Source organism: Gordonia lacunae, assembly GCF_002149015.1.
In the GTDB taxonomy this organism is placed as follows: Bacteria; Actinomycetota; Actinomycetes; order Mycobacteriales; family Mycobacteriaceae; genus Gordonia; species Gordonia lacunae.
The window spans coordinates 1-17,947 of sequence record NZ_NGFO01000052.1 but is presented as its reverse complement, the minus strand read 5'-3'; the positions used below and the strand labels follow the sequence as shown (position 1 = coordinate 17,947).

The window sequence follows — 17,947 nt, the reverse complement described above, 5'->3', positions numbered from 1 at the left end:
GACCCGGACCGGTGGGGTTGCCACCCGGTCGCTGGCCGGCGGGACCGGCGCCCGCACCGGGCGCGTTGGGCGTCGGCCCGGCACCAGTCGGCCCCGGTCGTTGCGGTCCCGGCGCGGGTGGGCGCGGTCCGGCAGGGCCTGACGTCGGCCCGGGCGTGTCGCCGCGCGGTGGTGCCGGTCGTTGGCCCGGAGGTGGGCCGGGTCGAGTCGGGGGTCGGCCGCCCGGAGGTGGGGTGAATGCGCCGCGCGGCGTCGGCCGTCCGGCGTCGGGAGTGTCCGCTCCGCGCGGGGGCGCGCTGACCGGCCGTGCCGGTGCCCGTTCCCACGGCGCGGGATTGCTCGTCGGTGCGGGGCTCTCGGGCGTCGACCACGACTCGCGGGTCCGGTCGTCAGCGCTGCCGGACCCCGGCGGCGGGTTCGGGGAGCGCTCGTCGTCTGAGGTCACGAGTCCAAATTACCCGTGCGCGACATGCGGCCCGGTGCCGAGGCGGCCGCGGCGGGTCACGACGCCTGCGTCTCGGTGCTCTCGGCGAGCGCCTCGCGCACCTCCTCGATCCGCGGGACGGTCGGGGACACCGGGGCCGCCACGCGTCGTGCGCGACGCACAGAGCCGACGGCGATGACGGCGGTGACGGACGCGGCGACCACACCCAGCGCGGCGAAGAGGTAGTTCTTGGACATGGGCTCAAGACTGCCAGCCGGTGCGCGCAGCTGCCACCCCGCCCGGTGCATTTGCGCACCTCGCGGGCATCTCCCGACCATCAGACCCGGTGCAAGTGGTTGGATGGAGGTGTGACTACCCAGAAAACCTCCGCAGTCATCCACACCAATCGCGGCGACATCAAGGTCGACCTGTTCCCGAACCACGCGCCGAAGACCGTCGAGAACTTCGTCGGCCTGGCCGACGGCAGCAAGGAATACAGCAAGCCCAACGCGTCCGGCGGCAACTCCGGTCCGTTCTTCGACGGCTCTGTGTTCCACCGCGTCATCTCCGGGTTCATGATCCAGGGCGGCGACCCGACCGGAACCGGCATGGGCGGCCCCGGCTACCAGTTCGGTGACGAGTTCCACCCGGAGCTGCAGTTCGATCGTCCGTACCTGCTGGCGATGGCCAACGCCGGACCGGGCACCAACGGCTCGCAGTTCTTCATCACCGTCGGCCCGACCCCGCACCTCAACCGTCGCCACACCATCTTCGGTGAGATCACCGATCCGGCGTCGCAGCAGGTCGTCGACGCGATCGCCACCACCTCGACCGACCGCAGCGACCGGCCGCTCGACGAGGTCGTCATCGAGAAGATCGAGGTCAACTGACCTCTCCGGAGCACACCGCTCCGCAGCGGGCGGTGTGTTACCGGCATCCCGACCGTCCCACCGGCTTGTCATGCAGCCGCTGCGGGCGTCCGGCATGTCCCGAGTGCCTGCGTCCGGCTGCGGTCGGTCAGCACTGTCTGGACTGTCTCCGCAACGACGGAGTGCAGCGGTCGCCGTCACTCGGCGGCCCCGGGGGCGGCGTGCGCAGGATGGCGCCGACGCGTACCGCGCCCACGCAGCCCTATGCGACCTATGCGCTGATCGCGGTGAACCTGCTGATCTTCGCGCTGTGCGTTCTCCAGGCCGGGGTCGGCGACCCCGGCGGCGCGTCGATCTTCAGCGCCGGCGACCTCCTCAAGAGCGATGTCGCAGCAGGCGAGTACTGGCGCCTCCTCACCGCGGGCTTCCTGCATTTCAGCGTCATGCACGTGGCAGTCAACATGCTCTCGCTGTACATCCTCGGTCGCGACCTCGAACTCGCACTCGGGATCGGCCGCTACCTGGCCGTCTACGGGATCGCTCTCCTCGGCGGCAGCGCTGCGGTCATGCTCTTCGAGAACGACCGCGCCCTGACCGCCGGCGCCTCGGGGGCGATCTACGGCCTCATGGGCGCGATGCTCGTGATCATCCTCAAGGCCCGCGTGTCCCCGGTCCCGGTCCTGCTGATCATCGGGTTCAACGTCGTACTGTCGTTCTCGCTCCCCGGGATCTCGGTCCTGGGGCACCTCGGCGGTCTCGTCTTCGGCGCGGCCGCCACCGCAGCCATCGTCTACCTGCCCGACGCCGTGCTGCCCGCGGGTCGTCGAAATCCCCAGGCCGCGAGCCGCGTCGGCTGGATCGCGCTCGCCGCGCTGTTCATCCTCGCCCTGGGTCTCGGTATCGGCGCAGGTGTTGTCTATGACGGGATGATCTACATCCGCTGAACGAAGGGTCCGCCGACTCGCCAGGCCCTTCGTGACGCGCCCTCCGCAAGCTCCGGGCGCTCCTCAGGGAGCAGGGATTAGCAGGGCGCTGCGGGCATCGGTCTGGTCCCTTCGGACCGGGACCCGAGAATTCTCACATGCATCAGGCGTCGCGCGGGTGCTTCGCGCGCGCCCAGACGCCTACCCCTCGTCGACGACGAATCCGGCCTCACGCAGTGCGTCGACCACGGTCGGCAGGTCGGTCCCGAGGTCCCAGCGGCTGAGCACGACCAGACGGGTGTCGTCGCGCGGGCCCATACCCTCACGACGTGACGGCGACGCGGCCGCCTCGTCGTCGAGGACGTCGATCTCGAGCTGTCCGACGCGGCGTCCGACCCGGCGGATCGACAGCACGCGAATCCGCTCGATGCGCTCGCGGGGATAGGACCGCGGCCCGCGAAGGGTTCGGATGATCAGGGCCGGCGACGGATCCGACGAGATGGCCAGTCGGGGACGCACCAGCAGCGTGTAGGCGCCGAGGGCGAGGAGAAGGATCCCGGCGACACCCATCAGGACCGACCCGGCGGGATCGCCGGCGACGACCACGGCCGCCACGACCAGCACGACACCGCCGAGACAACCCGCGAGCCCCGCGCCGATGGGAGTCGCCCAGGCATGTGTGTAGGAGTCGTCCGAGTTATCCACAGGAGTTACTCACAATGGGGATGACTTACACACATGTGATTTCCACAGTGTGGATAACTTACACGCGTGTGTTTCAGCAGCTCAGCGCCTTCGACACGCGAACGACCGACAGCGCCTACCGCCAACGCATCGTCATCAACAGGCCCGCCACCATGAGCGAGAAGCCGATCAGGAAGTTCCACGAATTGAGTTCGGCCATCCAGTGCAGGACCTGGCCCTCGCCGCCGTACGCGGTGGGGGTGGCGGCAAGGTAGTAGACGACGAGCCAGGCGAGACCCAGCACCATCAGGCCGAGCATGACGCTTACATAGATGGTGCTCGAAGGGCCGGCCTTGACCTTGACCGGCGTCCGGCTGGCCGGGTTGATCGTGTAATCGGTCTTCTTCCGGACTTTTGACTTCGGCATGACTTCCTCTGTTGTGCGGCACCGCCGGAGCGGTCGTACGCGAGCGGGCGACAACACACGTCCCCGCCAGTGGCAAACACTCGAGTTCTACGGTATCTCACCAGGTCGCCGACGCCGACCACCCGCTTCGGCGGTAGCCTTTTCGCGTGAGTCGCATTCTGGTGGTCGACAACTACGACAGCTTCGTCTACAACCTGGTCCAGTATCTGGGCCAGCTCGGCGTCGAGGCCGTTGTGTGGCGCAATGACGACCCGCAACTCTCCCCGGCCGACCCCGACCGTTTGCGCGAGGCCGTCGCCGGATTCGACGGGGTGCTCCTCAGCCCCGGTCCCGGCACCCCGCAGCGCGCCGGCGCCACGATGCCGATGGTCCGCGTCGCCGCCGAGGAAGAACTGCCTCTGCTGGGAGTGTGCTTGGGCCACCAGGCGATCGGGGCCGCGTTCGGCGGCACGGTCGACCGCGCGCCAGAACTCCTGCACGGCAAGACCTCGCTGGTCTTCCACGACGACGCGGGCGTTCTCGAAGGACTACCCGATCCGTTCACCGCCACCCGCTACCACTCGCTGACGGTGCTGCCGGAGACGATCCCCGACGAACTGGTCGTCACCGGTCGCACCGAGTCGGGCATCGTGATGGCGATGGCGCACCGCGAACTCCCCATCCACGGCGTCCAGTTCCATCCGGAGAGCGTCCTGACCCAGGGCGGCCACCGGATGCTCGCCAACTGGCTCAAGACGTGTGGAATCGAGATCGACGAAACCCGGGTGTCCGCCCTCGAGGCGGAGATGGCGACCGCGATCGGCTGATCCCGGCGGGTGGGGTCGGGCTCAGTTGGGCAGCAGGCTCGCCTGGCCGACGATGATCGTGATCGAACCGCTCTTGCGGGTCTGCGACCCGGGATTGGGTTCCTGGCCGACGACGCGACCGTCGTCCGGACTGCCGAGCGGCACGTTGCGGGTCTGGCGCGTCAGCGTGGAGCGCTCCCAGCCCGCACGTTCGAGTTCGGTCTGTGCGTCGGCGGGAGTCTTGCCCCGCAGGTTCGGGACGGTGAAGAGATTGCCTCGCGACACGCTGATCTGGACAGTGCTGCCCTGTTCGGCGGTCGAGCCGGGGCCCGGCGAGGTGGAGATGACCTCGCCGGCCGGACGGTCGGAGTCCGCGGCGACGACCACGACCGTCATGCCGAGCTCTTCCAGCACCGACCGTGCCCGATCCTCGGACATTCCGACGACGTCGCGGACCGTGACCTCGCGCGGACCGTTGCCCACGTTGACGACGACCGCGCCGTTGACCGGAACCTCGGTGCCGACCGCCGGTGCGGTCGAGACCACCTTGTCCTTCATCTCGGCCGACGAGTCCACCCGGTCGGTGCGGACATTGGTGAACCCCAGGACCTTGAGCGAGTCCAGAGCCTCCGTGGGTGTCTTGCCGACCAGATCCGACGGCAAGCGCACACGCTGGGGACCCGTCGAGACGTAGAGCGCGATCTCGGAACCCTCGGCCGCCATCACGCCCTCGCCCGGCGTCGTCCGGGTGGCGAGACCCGCACCGACGTCGAGGCTGGGTTCTTCGAGAACGCGGACTTCGAAGCCGGCTCGTTCGAGCGAGGCCTGCGCGTCGTCGGAACTGAGTCCCGAGACCGCCGGGACGGACTCCTGCGGTGCGGACCCCGAACTCCACGGTGACCACAGGAACAGGGTGCCGATCAACAACGCGACGACGGCCAGCGCACCGGCCATGAGCAGCCGGGATCGGCGTCGAGGTGTCTTGCCGTCCTCGTCCGCGTCGTCGCGGCGGTGATTTCCGCCGTTGCCGTTCGCGGTGCGGGCGGGGATCGCACGGCGCGGACCGGTCGTCTCCGCGCGGGTCGGGCGGCGGGGCCCGGTGTCGATGAACTCGGTGCGTTCCTCGTCCGAGAGCAGCATCGGCGCCGACGGCTTGCCGCCGGCGAGGACCCGGATCAGGTCGGCACGCAGGTCGGCGGCGGACTGGTAGCGGTTGTCCTTGTTCTTGCTCATCGCCTTGAGGACGACGGAGTCGAGTTCGCGCGGGATCTCGGGCCGGACATGCGACGGCCACGGCGGATCCTCGTGCACGTGCTGATGCGCGACGGCGACCGGTGAGTCACCCGTGAACGGCGGCTCGCCGGTCAGCAGCTCGAACAGCACACATCCCATGGAGTAGATGTCGCTGCGCGGGTCGACCTTGATGCCGCGGGCCTGCTCGGGCGACAGGTACTGCGCGGTACCCATCACCGCGGACGTCTGGGTCATCGTCGACGTCGCATCGCTCATCGCGCGCGCGATGCCGAAGTCCATGACCTTCACGGCACCGGACTTGTCGATCATCACGTTCGCCGGCTTCATGTCGCGGTGGACGATCCCGTTCCGATGGGAGAAGTCCATGGCGGCGGCGACGTCGGCCATCCAGGTCATCGCCTGTCGCGGCGAGATGGGACCGTTCGCGCGCAACACATCTCGCAGGGTGTCGCCGTCGACGTACTCCATGACGATGAACGGCAGCGGACCGTCCTCGGTCTCGGCCTCGCCGGTGTCGAAGACCTGCACGATCGTGGGGTGGTTCAGCTTCGCCGCGTTCTGCGCCTCGCGACGGAACCGGAGGTAGAACGACGGGTCTCGGGCGAGGTCGGCACGCAGCACCTTGACCGCGACATCGCGGTGCAGCAACAGGTCGCGCGCGTAGTGCACCTCGGACATGCCACCGAAACCCAGCGTTTCGCCGAGTTCGTAGCGGTCGGAGAGGTGGTGTGGTGTCGACATCGGCCTCGGTGGTTCGCCCCTCAGGATCTCTGGTCAGAACATAGCGTCGGAAACTTCTCGGTCGGAGACATTCGGCTCACCGGCACTGTCGATGCATCGGCACGGTCGTCTCCAGTACAGCGGTCCATCAGCACAACGGTGAGAACGGCACGCCGGGGAAACACGGGGTTCCGGTCGCGGCACCGGGGTCCGGCGGCGATTCGGAGGTGTCGGTCTGCTGGCGCGGCGTGGTGGTCTCCGACGTCTCGTCGGTGGTGGTGGATTCTTCGGAGGTCGTGGTGCGAGTCGTCCGCCGCGTCGTGGTCGGCTCGTCGGGCTCCTCGGTCGGTGCCTCGGTGGTCGTGGTCTCGGTGACCGTCGACGACGACGGAGGTGGTGTCGCCGCCCCGCCGTTGCCACTGTTCACCAAATAGAACCCGATGAGGCCGATGGCGCCGACGAGCAGCGCGGCCGCGATCCCGGCCAGCACCTTCTGCCCCGTCGTCCAGCTGTTGTCCGGCGGTGGCGGGGCCACCGCGGTGCGGGATGTCGGCCGGGGCGTCACCGGGCGCGAGGCAGCCCCGGTCGGCGGGGTGGCGCCACGTGCGACGGCGGCACCGAGCGCGGCGGCACCCGCGGCACCCGCCGCGGCACCGGCGATCGCCCCCGGGCGGGGCGGGCGTCGCCCGGCACGAACGGCGGCCACCGCATCGGCGAACTCGCCGCCGTTGGCGTAGCGCTGCCGTGGGTCCTTGGCCATCGTGATCTCGATGAGTTCACGGACGCCGGACGGCAGGTTCGACGGCAGCGGCGGCGGAGACTCGCGGATGTGCTTCATCGCGACGGTGATCGCTCCGTCGCCGAGGAACGGCCGGCGGCCGGTGAGGGCCTCGTAGCCGACGACGCCGAGTGAGTAGACGTCCGACGCCGCGGTCGCTTCGTCGCCGGTGGCCTGTTCCGGCGAGATGTACTGCGCCGTTCCCATGACCATGCCGGTCTTGGTGACCGGGGCGGAGTCGACGGCTTTGGCGATTCCGAAGTCGGTGATCTTCACCTGGCCGACCGGGGTGATCAGGATGTTGCCCGGCTTGACGTCGCGGTGGACGAGTCCTTGGCTGTGCGCGGCCTGCAGGGCCCGACCGGTCTGCTCGAGCATGTCGAGGGTGTTGGTCAGCGACAGCCGGCCCAGCCGGGAGATCACCGAGTTCAGGGGTTCGCCGTCGACGAGCTCCATCACCAGATACGCCAGCGGGTCGCCGCCGTTGTAGTCCGGGGTCTCGCCGTAGTCGAAGACGTTCGCGATCCCCGGGTTGTTCAGCTTGGCGGTGGTCTGGGCCTCCGCGCGGAACCGGGCGATGAACTCGGGATCGCTGGTGTATTCGGCCTTGAGGACCTTCACCGCGACCCGACGATTGAGGCGCGTGTCGAGCGCCTCCCACACCTGTCCCATGCCGCCCGTGGCGATCAGGCGGATGAGCCGGTACCGATCGCCGATGGTGGTGCCGTTCTGCAGGGTCATCTGCCACCTCCCACCAGTGAGTTGATCACTTCTCGTCCGATCGGTGCCGCAACGGTCCCGCCGACCGAGTCCGCACCGAATTGTCCATTCTCCACCACGACGGCGACCGCGATCTGCGCGTTCGACGACGGTCCGAAGGCGATGTACCAGGAGAACGGGGTGTCCGTGCTCGACCCGCTCTCCGCGGTTCCGGTCTTCGACGCGATCGACACCGGGCCGCCCGCGCCGGCGGTCGACCGTTCCGACTCGATCATCATCGACGTCAGCTCGGCCGCCTGCTCGGGCGTGATCGGCTTGTTGGCGGTGGTCGGCGGAGTGGTCTGCAGCGTTCGCAGATCCGCGGCCTGCAACTTGTCCACCAGGTACGGCTGCATGCGCACACCTCCGTTCGCCACGGTCGCGGCGATCATCGCGTTCTGAAGCGGGGTGAGCCGGACGTCACGCTGACCGATCGAGGCCTGCGCGAGGACGTCGAGGGACGGGATCTGCCCCACCGTCGAGTCGACGACGGGCATCGGGATGTCGGGGCCCGGTTGATCGAGGCCGAACAGGCTCGCGGTCTCGGTGAACTTCGGGATCGCGTCGGACATCTTCTCGGTCACCAGCTCGGCGAAGGCCGTGTTGCACGAGTACTTGAACGCCGTCTCCAGCGACACGGTTCCACCCGACGACCCGGGGCACGTCTCGCCGCCGTAGTTCGGCAGTGAGACATCGGTGCCGGGCAGCGGGAAGGTCGGTGCGGCGGTGAGACGGATGCCGGGAGTGATGTTGTCCCGCAGGGCCGCGGCCGAGGTGACGACCTTGAAGGTCGATCCCGGCGGGTACAGCTGGCCGATCGCGCGGTTCAGCATCGGTTGCGCGGTGTCCCCGGGACGGTTCCACGCCTCCCAGCTGCCCTCGCGGACCTCCTGGTCGTGGCTCGCGAGCTTGTTGGGGTCGTAGCTGGGGGTCGAGACCATCGCCAGGATCTTCCCGGTGTTCGGCTGCAGGGCCACGACGGCGCCCCGGCATGGCCCGTCGCACGGGCCGTTGAGCATCGCCTGGTACGCCGCCTGCTGCACCTTCGGGTTGATCGTCGTGACGACGTTGCCGCCACGCGGGTCGCGGCCGGAGAACATGTCCATGAACCGCTGGCCGAACAAGCGGTCGTCGGATCCGTTCAGGATGCTGTTCTCGTAGTGCTCGATTTGGCTGGCGAGGTACTGGAACGAGTAGTAGCCGGTGACCGGTGCGAACGCCTCGGCGCCCTCCCGCGGATACTGGCGCAGGAACTTCAGGCGGCTGTCGATCGGCACCGACAGCGCGATGACCGTGCCGTCGGCCGTGGTGATCAGTCCGCGCTGGCGGGAGTATTCGTCGAGCAGCACCCGGTTGTTGCGAGTGTCGGTCTTCAGCGCGTCGGCCTTGAACACCTGCACATAGGTGGCGTTCGCCAGCAGCGCGATGATCATCACGATCACCGCCATCGACACATTGCGGATCGGCTTGTTCATCGGCGCTTCACCACCTGCGTCGGCAGTGCCTCGACGGGCTTGGCCGCGGGACGCTTCTTCCCGGGATCGGGTTCGCGCGCGGCGTTCGAGATCCGGATGAGCAGCGCGACCAGGATGTAGTTGGCCAGCAGCGACGATCCGCCGTAGGACAGGAACGGTGTCGTCAGACCGGTCAGCGGGATGAGCTTGGTGACGCCGCCGACGACGACGAAGACCTGCATCGCGATGGTGAACGCGAGTCCGGTCGCCAGGAGTTTGCCGAAGCTGTCGCGCACGGCGATGCCGGTCCGCAGTCCGCGGTGGATGAAGATCATGTACAGCAGCAGGATCGCGGTCAGGCCGGCCAGGCCGAGTTCCTCACCGATGGTCGAGATGATGAAGTCGGTGTTGGCGAACGGCACGATGTTGGGTCGGCCCGAACCGAGGCCGGTGCCGAACAGCCCACCTGTCGCCAGGCCGAACAGGCTCTGCCCGATCTGATAGCCCGAGCCGTCGAAGTCCGCGAAGGGGTTCAGCCACACCGAGACCCGAGTCTGCAGGTGGGAGAAGATCGACCACGCGAACACCGCGCCGATCGCGAACAACCCGATGCCCAGCACCAGCCATTCGACACGCGAGGTGGCCACGTAGAGCATCGTCAAGATGGTCGCGAAGATCAGCAGCGACGTACCCAGGTCCTTCTGGACCACCATCACGGCGATGGCGATCGCCCAGGCGGCCAGGAGCGGACCGAGGTCGCGGGCACGCGGGAGATCGACGCCGAGCACGTGCGGACCCGCGGTGATGAACAGGTCGCGCTTCGACACCAGGACCGCCGCCGCGAAGATGATGATCAGGATCTTGGAGAACTCACTGGGCTGGATCGAGAAGAACGGCGTGATGATCCAGTTCTTCGAGCCGTTGATCTCCGAGAAGGCACTGGGCAGGATCGCCGGGATGATCAGGAAGACCAGCCCGCCGAGGCCGAGCGTGTAGGCGTAGCGCGAGAGCGTGCGGTGATCGCGGATCAGGATGAGGACCGCGGAGAACGCCACGATGCCGAGCACCGCCCACAGCAACTGCTGGTCGGCGTTGCGGGTCGCCTCGGTGGCGTTGACCGACTCCCCGGTGTTGCCCGTGCCGAGATCGAGCCGGTGGATCAGCACCAGCCCCAGTCCGTTCAGGACCGCGACGACGGGCAGCATGATCGGATCGGCGTGCGGCGCGTAGCGGCGGACCACCAGGTGCGCGACGCCGAACAGCCCGGTGTAGGCGGCGACGTATTTGAGGATGTCCCAGGTGAGGTTCTGACCCTGGGCGGCCTGGACGATGAGCAACGCCACCGTCACCAGGCCGATGGCGAACACCAGGAGCAACAGTTCGGCGTTGCGGCCGGTGCTCGTGGCGGGTTGGCGTGGCGGGGCGTGCGGTGCGGGCGCGGCTTGAGTCATCTCACCTGCTGGCGGCAACTCGTGCCGGCGTCCTGGTCAGGTGCGGGCGTGGCGGACGGTCCGGCGTTGCCGGTGGGCGGGGCCACCGACTCGGTCGCACCCTGTTGCGGGATTCCCGGTGCAGGTGCCGCGGTGGCACGGGGTGCGGGTGCCGACGGGTCGGTACTCGGTGTCGACTCCGACGGTGCCGGCGGCGGGGGGGTCGGTGCAGGCGCCGCCGACGAGGGCGCGTTGTCGCAGCGGAAGGTGAGCTCGTCGGTGACGACGCCCTGGATCTGCTGCTCGCTCTTGTTGCGGATCATCACGTTCTTGACCGACTGCGCCGGCCCCGACACCAGGTCGTCGACGTTGAGCGGGAACTCGCAGGTGCCGCCGTCGTAGTCGATGAACGTGTAGGTCGGTTCGGCCTGGTCGAGGCCCTCGACGCAGACGCGCTGCACCGGGTTGCTCATCGACAGGAAGAACACCTTCTCCGGCGAACCCTGATAGACGAGCACGTCACCGGCGTCGTCGGCGGCCACATAGTAGTTGCTGCGCACGACGGCACGGACGACGAAGATGCCGACGACCAGCGCGGCGACCACGGCCAGCGCGACGCCGGCGACGATCCAGCGTCGGTACTTGCTCTTGTGCTTGGTGGCGGGTTCGGCCTCGGTCAGCACCGTCGGGCGCTGTGGTTCGGCGGGCGGCGGACGGAGCGCCGCAGCCCGGCCCGCGGCGGTCGCCGGGTCGGGCGTGTAGATCTCCTCGTTGCCGCCGGCGGCGCCGCCGACGATCGGGCGCGAGTCGCCGTACTCGGTGTCGACGACGTCGGCGAGGACGACGGTCACGTTGTCGGGGCCGCCGCCGCGCAGCGCGAGTTCGATGAGCCGGTCGGCGCACTCCTTGGGGTCGGCGATGGACCCCAGGGTCTCGGCGAGGGTCTCTTCGGTCACCACGTCGGACAGGCCGTCGCTGCAGAGCATGTACCGGTCGCCGGCGCGGGCCTCACGCATCGTCAGGGTCGGCTCGACCTCGGTGCCGGTGAGCGCGCGCATGATCAGCGAGCGTTGCGGATGGGTGTGTGCCTGTTCGGCGGTGATGCGACCTTCGTCGACGAGGGTCTGGACGAACGTGTCGTCGCGGGTGATCTGGGTCAGCGCACCGTCGCGGTACATGTAACCGCGGGAATCGCCGATGTGACACAAGCCGATTCGGCTGCCGGCGAAGAGGATCGCGGTGAGCGTGGTGCCCATGCCGTCGAGCTCGGGTGATTCCTGCACCTGCGCGGCGATCGCCTCGTTGCCGGCGCGGGTGGCGCTGTCGAGCTGGGTGAGGAGGTCGCCGCCGGGCTCGTCGTCGTCGAGCGAGCTGAGCGCGCGGATGACCAGTTGACTGGCGACCTCGCCGGCCGCATGGCCGCCCATGCCGTCGGCGAGTGCCAGCAGGCGAGGACCCGCATAGAACGAGTCCTCGTTGTTGGACCGCACGAGACCACGGTCGCTGCGCGCGATGTAGCGCAACACAAGGGTCACGGGCGCAACTCGATCACGGTCTTGCCGATGCGGATCGGCGTGTTCAGCGGGACCTTCACCGCGGTCGTCACCTTGGAACGATCGAGGTAGGTGCCGTTGGTGGAGCCGAGGTCTTCGACGTACCAGTCGTCGCCGCGTCGGGAGAGCCGCGCATGTCGTTCGGAGGCGTAGTCGTCGGTCAGCACCAGCGTCGAGTCATCGGCGCGTCCGAGCAGGACCGGCTGCTGACCGAGGCTGATCCTGGTGTTCGCCAGCGCGCCGTGGGTGACGACGAGATGGCGCGCCGCGCCGCGGACGCCGCCACTGCGACGCCGCTTCTCCGAACCGCCCGAGTACCGGGGGATGCGCAGGCCGCCGGCCGACGCGATGTCGGCGCGCAGGGTGCGGATCACGGCGAAGACGAACAGCCAGAGCAACAACAGGAAACCGATGCGGGTCAGTTGCAGCACCAAGCCCTGCATGTCGTGTTCACCTCCAGCGCGTTCCGTCTCGGTCGGGTCGTACCGCTCGCGGCATCGATCGTCGGACCGCTGATCGAACTCCACGGACCCGACTGCATCCTATGGGCAGATGCGTCGAACTCGGTCATTCGGATATGACAGTTCCGTATCAACCGGCCGGAGCGAGCTCGGGCCAGTGTCGACCGCCGCCCGTGTTCGGTGGGCGTGTGCTCGACGTATGCGGGTCTACTGGAACCTGACGGTGATGTCGGAGTGTCCGACGCGGATGCGGTCACCGTCGGCGAGTTCCCAGGTGTTCACCTGCAGATCGTTGACGGTGGTGCCGTTGGTCGAGTTGAGGTCGGTGAGCATGGCGGTGGCGCCGTCCCAGCGGATCTCCACATGTCGACGCGAGACGCCGGTGTCGGGGAGACGGAACTGGGCGTCCTGTCCGCGGCCGATCACGTTGGATCCCTCGTGCAGTTGGAAGGTGCGGTTGCTGCCGTCCTCGAGGAGGAGGGTGATCGACGACGGGGCGTATCCGGCTGCCGGGCGGCCCGCGCCGTAACCCTGGTCGTAGCCGCCCTGGTAGTCGTAACCCGCGGGCTGCTGGCCGTACGCTTGCTGGCCGTAACCCTGCTGCTCATAGCCCTGCTGGCCGTAACCCTGCTGCTCATAGCCCTGCTGGCCGTAACCCTGGTCGTAACCGGGCTGCTGGCCGTAACCCTGCTGCTCGTAGCCCTGCTGTCCGTAGCCGGGCTGCTGACTGTAACCCTGGTCGTAACCGGGCTGCTGGCCGTAACCCTGCTGCTCGTAGCCCTGCTGTCCGTAGCCGGGCTGCTGACTGTAGCCCTGCTGGTCGTAGCCGGGCTGCTGGCCGTAACCCTGCTGTCCGTAACCGGGCTGCTGACCGTAGCCCTGCTGGTCGTAACCCTGTTGGTCGTAACCCTGTTGGTCGTAACCCTGTTGGCCGTAGCCCTGCTCGTAGCCGGGCTGCTGACCGTACTGGTCGTAGCCCTGCTGGCCGTAGCCCTGGTCTCCCGGCTGTCCCGATCCCTGTCCGTACTGGTCGTAGGCGGGATCGGCGCCCCTGCGCTGGTCGTATCCGGGATTCTGAGTCATCTTGGGGGCTCCTTGGTCGGGGGCGTTGGGACGTGGGGAAACAGGGGCCGGGCGACCGGCCGGCGGGCCGGGGACCGGTGCACCGTGCGGCTGCTCCGAACGCGCTCCCACCGGGCGGGGCCGCGCGTCCGGGTTGACCGTGCCGCGTGCGCGGAAGATCCCCGTGTGCAAGGACGGCGATTGCTCGAACTCTACGACGACCGTGCCGTAGGTCTGCCACCCGTTGTCCTTGATGAAGTTTTCCAAATGCTTCGAGAAAGTCTTGCGGTTCAGCTCGTATTCCGCAGCGATGTGCTGATGATCGGTGGGACTGAACAGCAACGTGTAGCTGTTGGCCGCAAGGACCGTACCGTCACCGAGGTTCTCGAGCGACTCCTCGGCTTCTCGCTGCAGCCCGTTCTCGATCTCCTGCGGGGCCACCTGACCACCGAAGACACGGGCAAAACCGTCGTCAACTGCACCTTCGAGCTTGCGTTCTAGTCGTTGCAGGATCCCCACCGAGACCTCCTTTCGCGGCAATAGAGCGTGTCGCCGTGCATCTGGCCTTGTTTGATGATAGCGACATCAACGGCCAACTGTGCCACCAAGGCAACTGGTGCACCAGGTGCAACTCCCGTCCCAGTGGTGTGTATTCGGCATCTGACGTAACCCGACGTACTGCACAAATGCAACGTCGGAGATCGAGTTTTGTATCGGTGGCGGCGTGCTGCTATCGTCGTCCAGTCGCCGGACGCACCCAGTTCGACGACATGCCCACCGGATTTCCGGTGGCCACGGGCGAGTGGCGGAATGGCAGACGCGCTGGCTTCAGGTGCCAGTGTCCTTCGGGACGTGGGGGTTCAAGTCCCCCTTCGCCCACCACGAGCGAAGACAAGGTCAGGTTGCAGACGGCAACCTGACCTTTCTCGTTTCCGGGCCCGACGGATGGGTACCGTCCTGCTGTCGCTCGTACCGCTCCCCGGTCGGAGGGCGGAGACTCCGACGGACGATACGGTTCGCAACCATTCGGTCAGGAGGTGCGCAGTGTTCGAGAACCGCGACCGCGACCCCGACGGTCGCGCGCGTCAGGCCCGGCCGCGCGACGAGCTGGGGCGGCCGTTGCCGTACGGCGAGCGGGGCGTCGAACCCGTGTCCGAGGAGCCGTTGCCGCCCGACGAGACGATCGCGCTCGCGTGCCAACTGCTCGACGACGGGCGGCCGTTCTCCGCGCACGAGGTGTTCGAGACCCGCTGGAAGTCGTGCCCGCCGGAAGAGCGTCCGCTGTGGCAGGGACTGGCCCAGCTCTGCGTCGGACTGACGCACCATCGTCGTGGCAATCCCGTCGGCGCCCGGCGCCTCTATGATCGCGCCGCCGCCCGACTGACGGAGTACGAGCAGTCGCAGGGGCTGACCTATGGGATGGACCTCGCGGCTATTCGCGCCCGTGCTCTCGAGGAGATCGAGTCCAGTCCGACCTGAACCGGGTCACAGCGCCCGATAGCGCAGCAGCGAGACGCCCAGCTCGAAACTCTTCGTGTCCTCGAGCCGCAGACTGGGGATCTCCAGGCCGGCCGGGAACAGGCGCCGTCCCGATCCCTGGACGGTCGGGTAGACGAACAGCCGGTACTCGTCGACGAGACCGGCCACGATCAGTGTGTGGCACAGGCTGATGCTGCCGGTCACGACGATGTCCTTGCCGTCGGCGTTCTTCAGCGCGGTCACGTTCTCGATGACATCGCCGGACAGCACCGTCGAGTTCTGCCACTCCGGGTCGGTCATCGTGTGCGACACCACGTACTTGTCGACGGTGTTGAGGTACTCGGTGATCCCGGTGGCGTCGTTTGCCTGGTGCGGCCAGAAGCCGCGGAAGTCCTCGAAGGTCTGCCGACCGACGAGCAGCGCGTCGGCCTCGGCATCCTGGCGGTGCGATTCGGCCATGAGGTCCGGCGCCTCGACGGTCGGGTCGAACCAGTTGGTCAACATCTCGATCGAACCGTCGAGCGTCATGTTCTGGGTGATCGCCAGCGTTCGCATGCTTCTCCTGAAGTGTCGTCGCGGTGTCCTCCCAGATATCGACCGGCGGGCCGGGCGAATGTCATCGGTCCGGATCACCGGGAGAAGGTCGGAGGCTGTTCGCGACGATGCGTTCGACGAGTGTGCGGTCGTCGATTCCGGGCACGGCGAGACCGAGCGCACCCGTCGACGACAGCATTGCGATCCCGTGCACGCCCACCCACAATTCGGCGGCACGCGACTCGGGGTCGACGACGGCGCCGCGCTGCTCGATCAACGAGACCAGCCAGGTGAACAGCGGTTGAGACGTGGAGCGAAGATCGGCGCCCGCACCTTCGAGGAGGTCGTGACGAAAGATCAAGGCGAACATGGCTGGTCGACGACGGGCGAATGCGACGTACTCGGATGCGACCCGCAGGACGGTCCCGAAGCTGCCGTCGGCCGCGTGCATCAACTCCGATGACAGGTCCTCGAGACCGTCACGTGCGACGGCCGCCAGGAGTGAGCGATGCGTCGGGAACCATCGGCGGGGAGCGCCGTGGGAGACGCCCGCACGACGCGCGATCTCGCGCAATCCGACGTCCGGCGAACCGGTCTCCTCCAACAACTCGACGCCCGCACGAACCAACGCGGTCCTGGTTTTCGCTGTCTGCACGTAGACAGTGTCACCCACCTCGGGTAGACACTGTCTATGCACGTGAGAACCCGACTGGCGTACGCCCTGTGTCGGTACATCCTCATCGGTCCCGCCCTCGTCGTGTGGGCGCGACCCCGCATCGCGGGCCGCGAGCATCTGCCCACGCGCGGGCCGGTCATCGTCGCCGCCAATCACCTGTCGGTACTCGATTCCTTCTACCTGGCTCTGGCCGCGCGCCGACCGGTGACGTTCCTCGCCAAGCGCGAGTACTTCGAACGGCCGGGCCCCGTCGGTCGCCTGCAACGCTGGTTCTTCCTCACCCTGGGGCAGATTCCGGTCGACCGTCGTGGCGGCACGGAAGCGTCGTCGGCGCTCCGACGGGCGGTGGAGATCCTGAATGACGGGGGAGCCTGGGGAATCCACCCCGAAGGCACTCGATCCCCGGACGGGCGGATGTATCGCGGACGAACCGGGGCCGTGCGGGTGGCGCTGATCACGGGTGCGCCGCTGGTACCGGTTGCGATCTCCGGGACCGGGCGAGCGGATGGCCGTTCGTCGGGCAGGCGCAGGGTCACGATCGACATCCTCCCGGCGCTCGACCTCCGATCCGGCTATGTCGACGAGGACCGTATCCGTGTCCTCACCGACGAACTGATGGCGACGATCTGCGAGCGGTCCGGACAGAGTTACATCGACGAGTACGCGCGGCGGTGGACCAGCGGCGACGAGCGGCCCGGCGCTGCGTGAATCAGCGAACGGTCGCGAGCGCCTACCGCGGTGTCAGCTCGACGATGGCCAGCGGACGCGTCGTCTTCTTCTGGTAGCCCGCGTAGCGACCGCGGTTCACCTCGTCGACGAGAACGAAGCGCCGGGCGTAGTCCGGGTCGTCGGGGTAGGTGGCCCGCGCGGTGACCTGGACCCGGCGCCGACCCACCTGGACCTCGACATTCGGATGGGCCTTGAGGTTGGCGAGCCACCCGGGCGGTCGCGGTGATCCGCCGTTCGACGCGACCACCAGATACGCCTCGCCGTCACGCGCATAGGTGAGGGCGTTGCACCTCGCCTCACCCGTGCGGCGTCCGATCGTCCGGAGCAGCAGCGTGGGATTGCCCATGAGCAGTCGGTGACCGACGAGACCGCCCGAATGCTCGTATAGCCACTGGTGGGTCTGAAGTGCTCGGATGAACAGCGACGTCATGGGTCCACTATCGCCTCTCCGACCGTCGGCCGAAAGCTCGGCGAACCCTTCGTGAAGCTCTCCCTCACGGAGCGCGGGCCTTTCGTGATCCACGATGGCCGCCGGGCCGCGGACACCGACGTGCGCGGAGCGCCAGGGGACACCGCTCCGCTCCCTGAGGTGCGCCGAGCGCCAGCGGTCACCCCTCCGCTCCCTGATCCGAAAGAACCGTATAGCCCCTGCTCCCTTCAGTGTCAGGGTTGTGGAGCCACGTCAGTGGTGATTGGGTTTCGTCCACCGGGTGTTTGGCTCTCCTGCTCCCTGCCACCCCTTCGGGGTTGGTGTTGCCTCATCGTGCCGGCATCTGGTGTGACGGACCGGCCGGCGTGACTTGATAGGAGCGTGGCAGCGCCCCTCCACTGAAGTATGTCCACCGACCGGCCCGACTGTCCGCCCACCCTGTGACAGGAAGGCAAGCTCCATGATCGTCATCGGTGCTGATGTCCACAAGCGCTCCCACACTTTTGTCGCCGTCGA

General features: G+C 68.0%; 19 protein-coding genes and 1 tRNA gene. 7 read left to right on the top strand and 13 right to left on the bottom strand.

Features of this window, described 5'->3' with window-relative positions:
- On the top strand, positions 1–237 hold a 237-nt coding region (locus CA982_RS26765; protein ID WP_208618123.1), incomplete at its 5' end, for a hypothetical protein.
- 264 nt (positions 238–501) lie between these two features.
- Here CA982_RS26765 and CA982_RS26760 read toward each other — a convergent pair.
- Positions 502–681 carry a hypothetical protein gene (locus tag CA982_RS26760; RefSeq protein WP_208618117.1) on the bottom strand — a complete coding sequence of 60 codons (180 nt, stop codon included), beginning with the start codon at positions 679–681 and terminating at the stop codon, positions 502–504.
- A gap of 111 nt (positions 682–792) precedes the next feature.
- Between CA982_RS26760 and CA982_RS25090 the strand changes: the two genes are divergently transcribed.
- Both CA982_RS25090 and CA982_RS25085 read left to right on the top strand, forming a co-directional pair.
- Positions 793–1,314 carry a peptidylprolyl isomerase gene (locus CA982_RS25090; RefSeq protein WP_004023318.1) on the top strand — a complete coding sequence of 174 codons (522 nt, stop codon included), beginning with the start codon at positions 793–795 and terminating at the stop codon, positions 1,312–1,314.
- Between the two features lie 209 nt (positions 1,315–1,523).
- On the top strand, positions 1,524–2,237 hold the full coding sequence (locus tag CA982_RS25085) for a rhomboid family intramembrane serine protease (protein ID WP_086537821.1): 714 nt from the start codon (positions 1,524–1,526) through the stop codon (positions 2,235–2,237).
- A gap of 180 nt (positions 2,238–2,417) precedes the next feature.
- Here CA982_RS25085 and CA982_RS25080 read toward each other — a convergent pair whose 3' ends face one another.
- On the bottom strand, positions 2,418–2,921 hold the full coding sequence (locus tag CA982_RS25080; protein WP_086537820.1) for a PH domain-containing protein: 504 nt from the start codon (positions 2,919–2,921) through the stop codon (positions 2,418–2,420).
- A gap of 115 nt (positions 2,922–3,036) precedes the next feature.
- The gene (gene crgA / locus CA982_RS25075; RefSeq protein ID WP_004023313.1) at positions 3,037–3,327 is read right to left on the bottom strand and encodes a cell division protein CrgA; all 291 of its coding nucleotides are present in this window, start codon (positions 3,325–3,327) and stop codon (positions 3,037–3,039) included.
- A gap of 146 nt (positions 3,328–3,473) precedes the next feature.
- Here crgA and CA982_RS25070 point away from each other — a divergent pair, with 146 nt between their 5' ends.
- Positions 3,474–4,133: an aminodeoxychorismate/anthranilate synthase component II gene (locus CA982_RS25070; RefSeq protein WP_086537819.1), complete on the top strand. Its 660-nt coding sequence runs from the start codon at positions 3,474–3,476 to the stop codon at positions 4,131–4,133.
- A gap of 21 nt (positions 4,134–4,154) precedes the next feature.
- On the opposite strand, the gene pknB is transcribed toward CA982_RS25070, so the two are convergent.
- The 7 genes from pknB to CA982_RS25035 form a co-directional block, all read right to left on the bottom strand.
- On the bottom strand, positions 4,155–6,107 hold the full coding sequence (gene pknB, locus CA982_RS25065) for a Stk1 family PASTA domain-containing Ser/Thr kinase (RefSeq protein ID WP_086537818.1): 1,953 nt from the start codon (positions 6,105–6,107) through the stop codon (positions 4,155–4,157).
- A 127-nt stretch (positions 6,108–6,234) separates the two neighbouring features.
- Positions 6,235–7,605 carry a protein kinase domain-containing protein gene (locus CA982_RS25060; RefSeq protein ID WP_086537817.1) on the bottom strand — a complete coding sequence of 457 codons (1,371 nt, stop codon included), beginning with the start codon at positions 7,603–7,605 and terminating at the stop codon, positions 6,235–6,237.
- Entirely contained in the window at positions 7,602–9,098 is a 1,497-nt protein-coding gene (locus tag CA982_RS25055; RefSeq protein WP_086537816.1) for a peptidoglycan D,D-transpeptidase FtsI family protein, read from the bottom strand. The genes CA982_RS25060 and CA982_RS25055 overlap by 4 nt, the downstream gene beginning before the upstream one ends.
- Positions 9,095–10,528: an FtsW/RodA/SpoVE family cell cycle protein gene (locus CA982_RS25050; RefSeq protein WP_086537815.1), complete on the bottom strand. Its 1,434-nt coding sequence runs from the start codon at positions 10,526–10,528 to the stop codon at positions 9,095–9,097. Before CA982_RS25050 ends, CA982_RS25055 begins: the two co-directional genes overlap by 4 nt.
- The gene (locus tag CA982_RS25045) at positions 10,525–12,042 is read right to left on the bottom strand and encodes a PP2C family protein-serine/threonine phosphatase (RefSeq protein WP_086537814.1); all 1,518 of its coding nucleotides are present in this window, start codon (positions 12,040–12,042) and stop codon (positions 10,525–10,527) included. The genes CA982_RS25050 and CA982_RS25045 overlap by 4 nt, the downstream gene beginning before the upstream one ends.
- Entirely contained in the window at positions 12,039–12,503 is a 465-nt protein-coding gene (locus tag CA982_RS25040) for an FHA domain-containing protein FhaB/FipA (protein ID WP_086537824.1), read from the bottom strand. The genes CA982_RS25045 and CA982_RS25040 overlap by 4 nt, the downstream gene beginning before the upstream one ends.
- Positions 12,504–12,728: 225 nt before the next feature.
- A complete protein-coding gene (locus CA982_RS25035; protein ID WP_086537813.1) occupies positions 12,729–14,102 on the bottom strand; it encodes an FhaA domain-containing protein in 1,374 nt (457 codons plus the stop codon).
- A 277-nt stretch (positions 14,103–14,379) separates the two neighbouring features.
- Between CA982_RS25035 and CA982_RS25030 the strand changes: the two genes are divergently transcribed.
- Together CA982_RS25030 and CA982_RS25025 are read left to right on the top strand one after the other, a co-directional pair.
- Positions 14,380–14,465, top strand: a tRNA-Leu gene (locus tag CA982_RS25030).
- A 162-nt stretch (positions 14,466–14,627) separates the two neighbouring features.
- The gene (locus CA982_RS25025; protein WP_158097834.1) at positions 14,628–15,062 is read left to right on the top strand and encodes a DUF309 domain-containing protein; all 435 of its coding nucleotides are present in this window, start codon (positions 14,628–14,630) and stop codon (positions 15,060–15,062) included.
- Positions 15,063–15,068: 6 nt separating this feature from the next.
- On the opposite strand, the gene CA982_RS25020 is transcribed toward CA982_RS25025, so the two are convergent.
- Together CA982_RS25020 and CA982_RS25015 are read right to left on the bottom strand one after the other, a co-directional pair.
- A complete protein-coding gene (locus tag CA982_RS25020) occupies positions 15,069–15,617 on the bottom strand; it encodes a dihydrofolate reductase family protein (RefSeq protein WP_086537811.1) in 549 nt (182 codons plus the stop codon).
- A gap of 61 nt (positions 15,618–15,678) precedes the next feature.
- Positions 15,679–16,251, bottom strand: a complete 573-nt coding sequence (locus CA982_RS25015; RefSeq protein WP_244176501.1) for a TetR/AcrR family transcriptional regulator — start codon at positions 16,249–16,251, stop codon at positions 15,679–15,681.
- Positions 16,252–16,287: 36 nt separating this feature from the next.
- Here CA982_RS25015 and CA982_RS25010 point away from each other — a divergent pair, with 36 nt between their 5' ends.
- Positions 16,288–16,980, top strand: coding sequence for a lysophospholipid acyltransferase family protein (locus tag CA982_RS25010; RefSeq protein ID WP_086537810.1), 693 nt, complete (start codon positions 16,288–16,290; stop codon positions 16,978–16,980).
- A 22-nt stretch (positions 16,981–17,002) separates the two neighbouring features.
- On the opposite strand, the gene CA982_RS25005 is transcribed toward CA982_RS25010, so the two are convergent.
- On the bottom strand, positions 17,003–17,431 hold the full coding sequence (locus tag CA982_RS25005; protein WP_086537809.1) for a nitroreductase family deazaflavin-dependent oxidoreductase: 429 nt from the start codon (positions 17,429–17,431) through the stop codon (positions 17,003–17,005).
- Between the last annotated feature and the right edge of the window lie 516 nt (positions 17,432–17,947).

Excerpts from the sequence above, each read along its gene's own strand:
- CA982_RS26760 (WP_208618117.1), bottom strand. The coding sequence starts at position 681 with ATGTCCAAGAACTACCTCTTCGCCGCGCTGGGTGTGGTCGCCGCGTCC.
- CA982_RS25085 (WP_086537821.1), top strand. The coding sequence starts at position 1,524 with ATGGCGCCGACGCGTACCGCGCCCACGCAGCCCTATGCGACCTATGCG.
- crgA (WP_004023313.1), bottom strand. The coding sequence starts at position 3,327 with ATGCCGAAGTCAAAAGTCCGGAAGAAGACCGATTACACGATCAACCCG.
- pknB (WP_086537818.1), bottom strand. The coding sequence starts at position 6,107 with ATGTCGACACCACACCACCTCTCCGACCGCTACGAACTCGGCGAAACG.
- CA982_RS25060 (WP_086537817.1), bottom strand. The coding sequence starts at position 7,605 with ATGACCCTGCAGAACGGCACCACCATCGGCGATCGGTACCGGCTCATC.
- CA982_RS25055 (WP_086537816.1), bottom strand. The coding sequence starts at position 9,098 with ATGAACAAGCCGATCCGCAATGTGTCGATGGCGGTGATCGTGATGATC.
- CA982_RS25050 (WP_086537815.1), bottom strand. The coding sequence starts at position 10,528 with ATGACTCAAGCCGCGCCCGCACCGCACGCCCCGCCACGCCAACCCGCC.
- CA982_RS25040 (WP_086537824.1), bottom strand. The coding sequence starts at position 12,503 with ATGCAGGGCTTGGTGCTGCAACTGACCCGCATCGGTTTCCTGTTGTTG.
- CA982_RS25020 (WP_086537811.1), bottom strand. The coding sequence starts at position 15,617 with ATGCGAACGCTGGCGATCACCCAGAACATGACGCTCGACGGTTCGATC.
- CA982_RS25010 (WP_086537810.1), top strand. The coding sequence starts at position 16,288 with ATGCACGTGAGAACCCGACTGGCGTACGCCCTGTGTCGGTACATCCTC.
- CA982_RS25005 (WP_086537809.1), bottom strand. The coding sequence starts at position 17,431 with ATGACGTCGCTGTTCATCCGAGCACTTCAGACCCACCAGTGGCTATAC.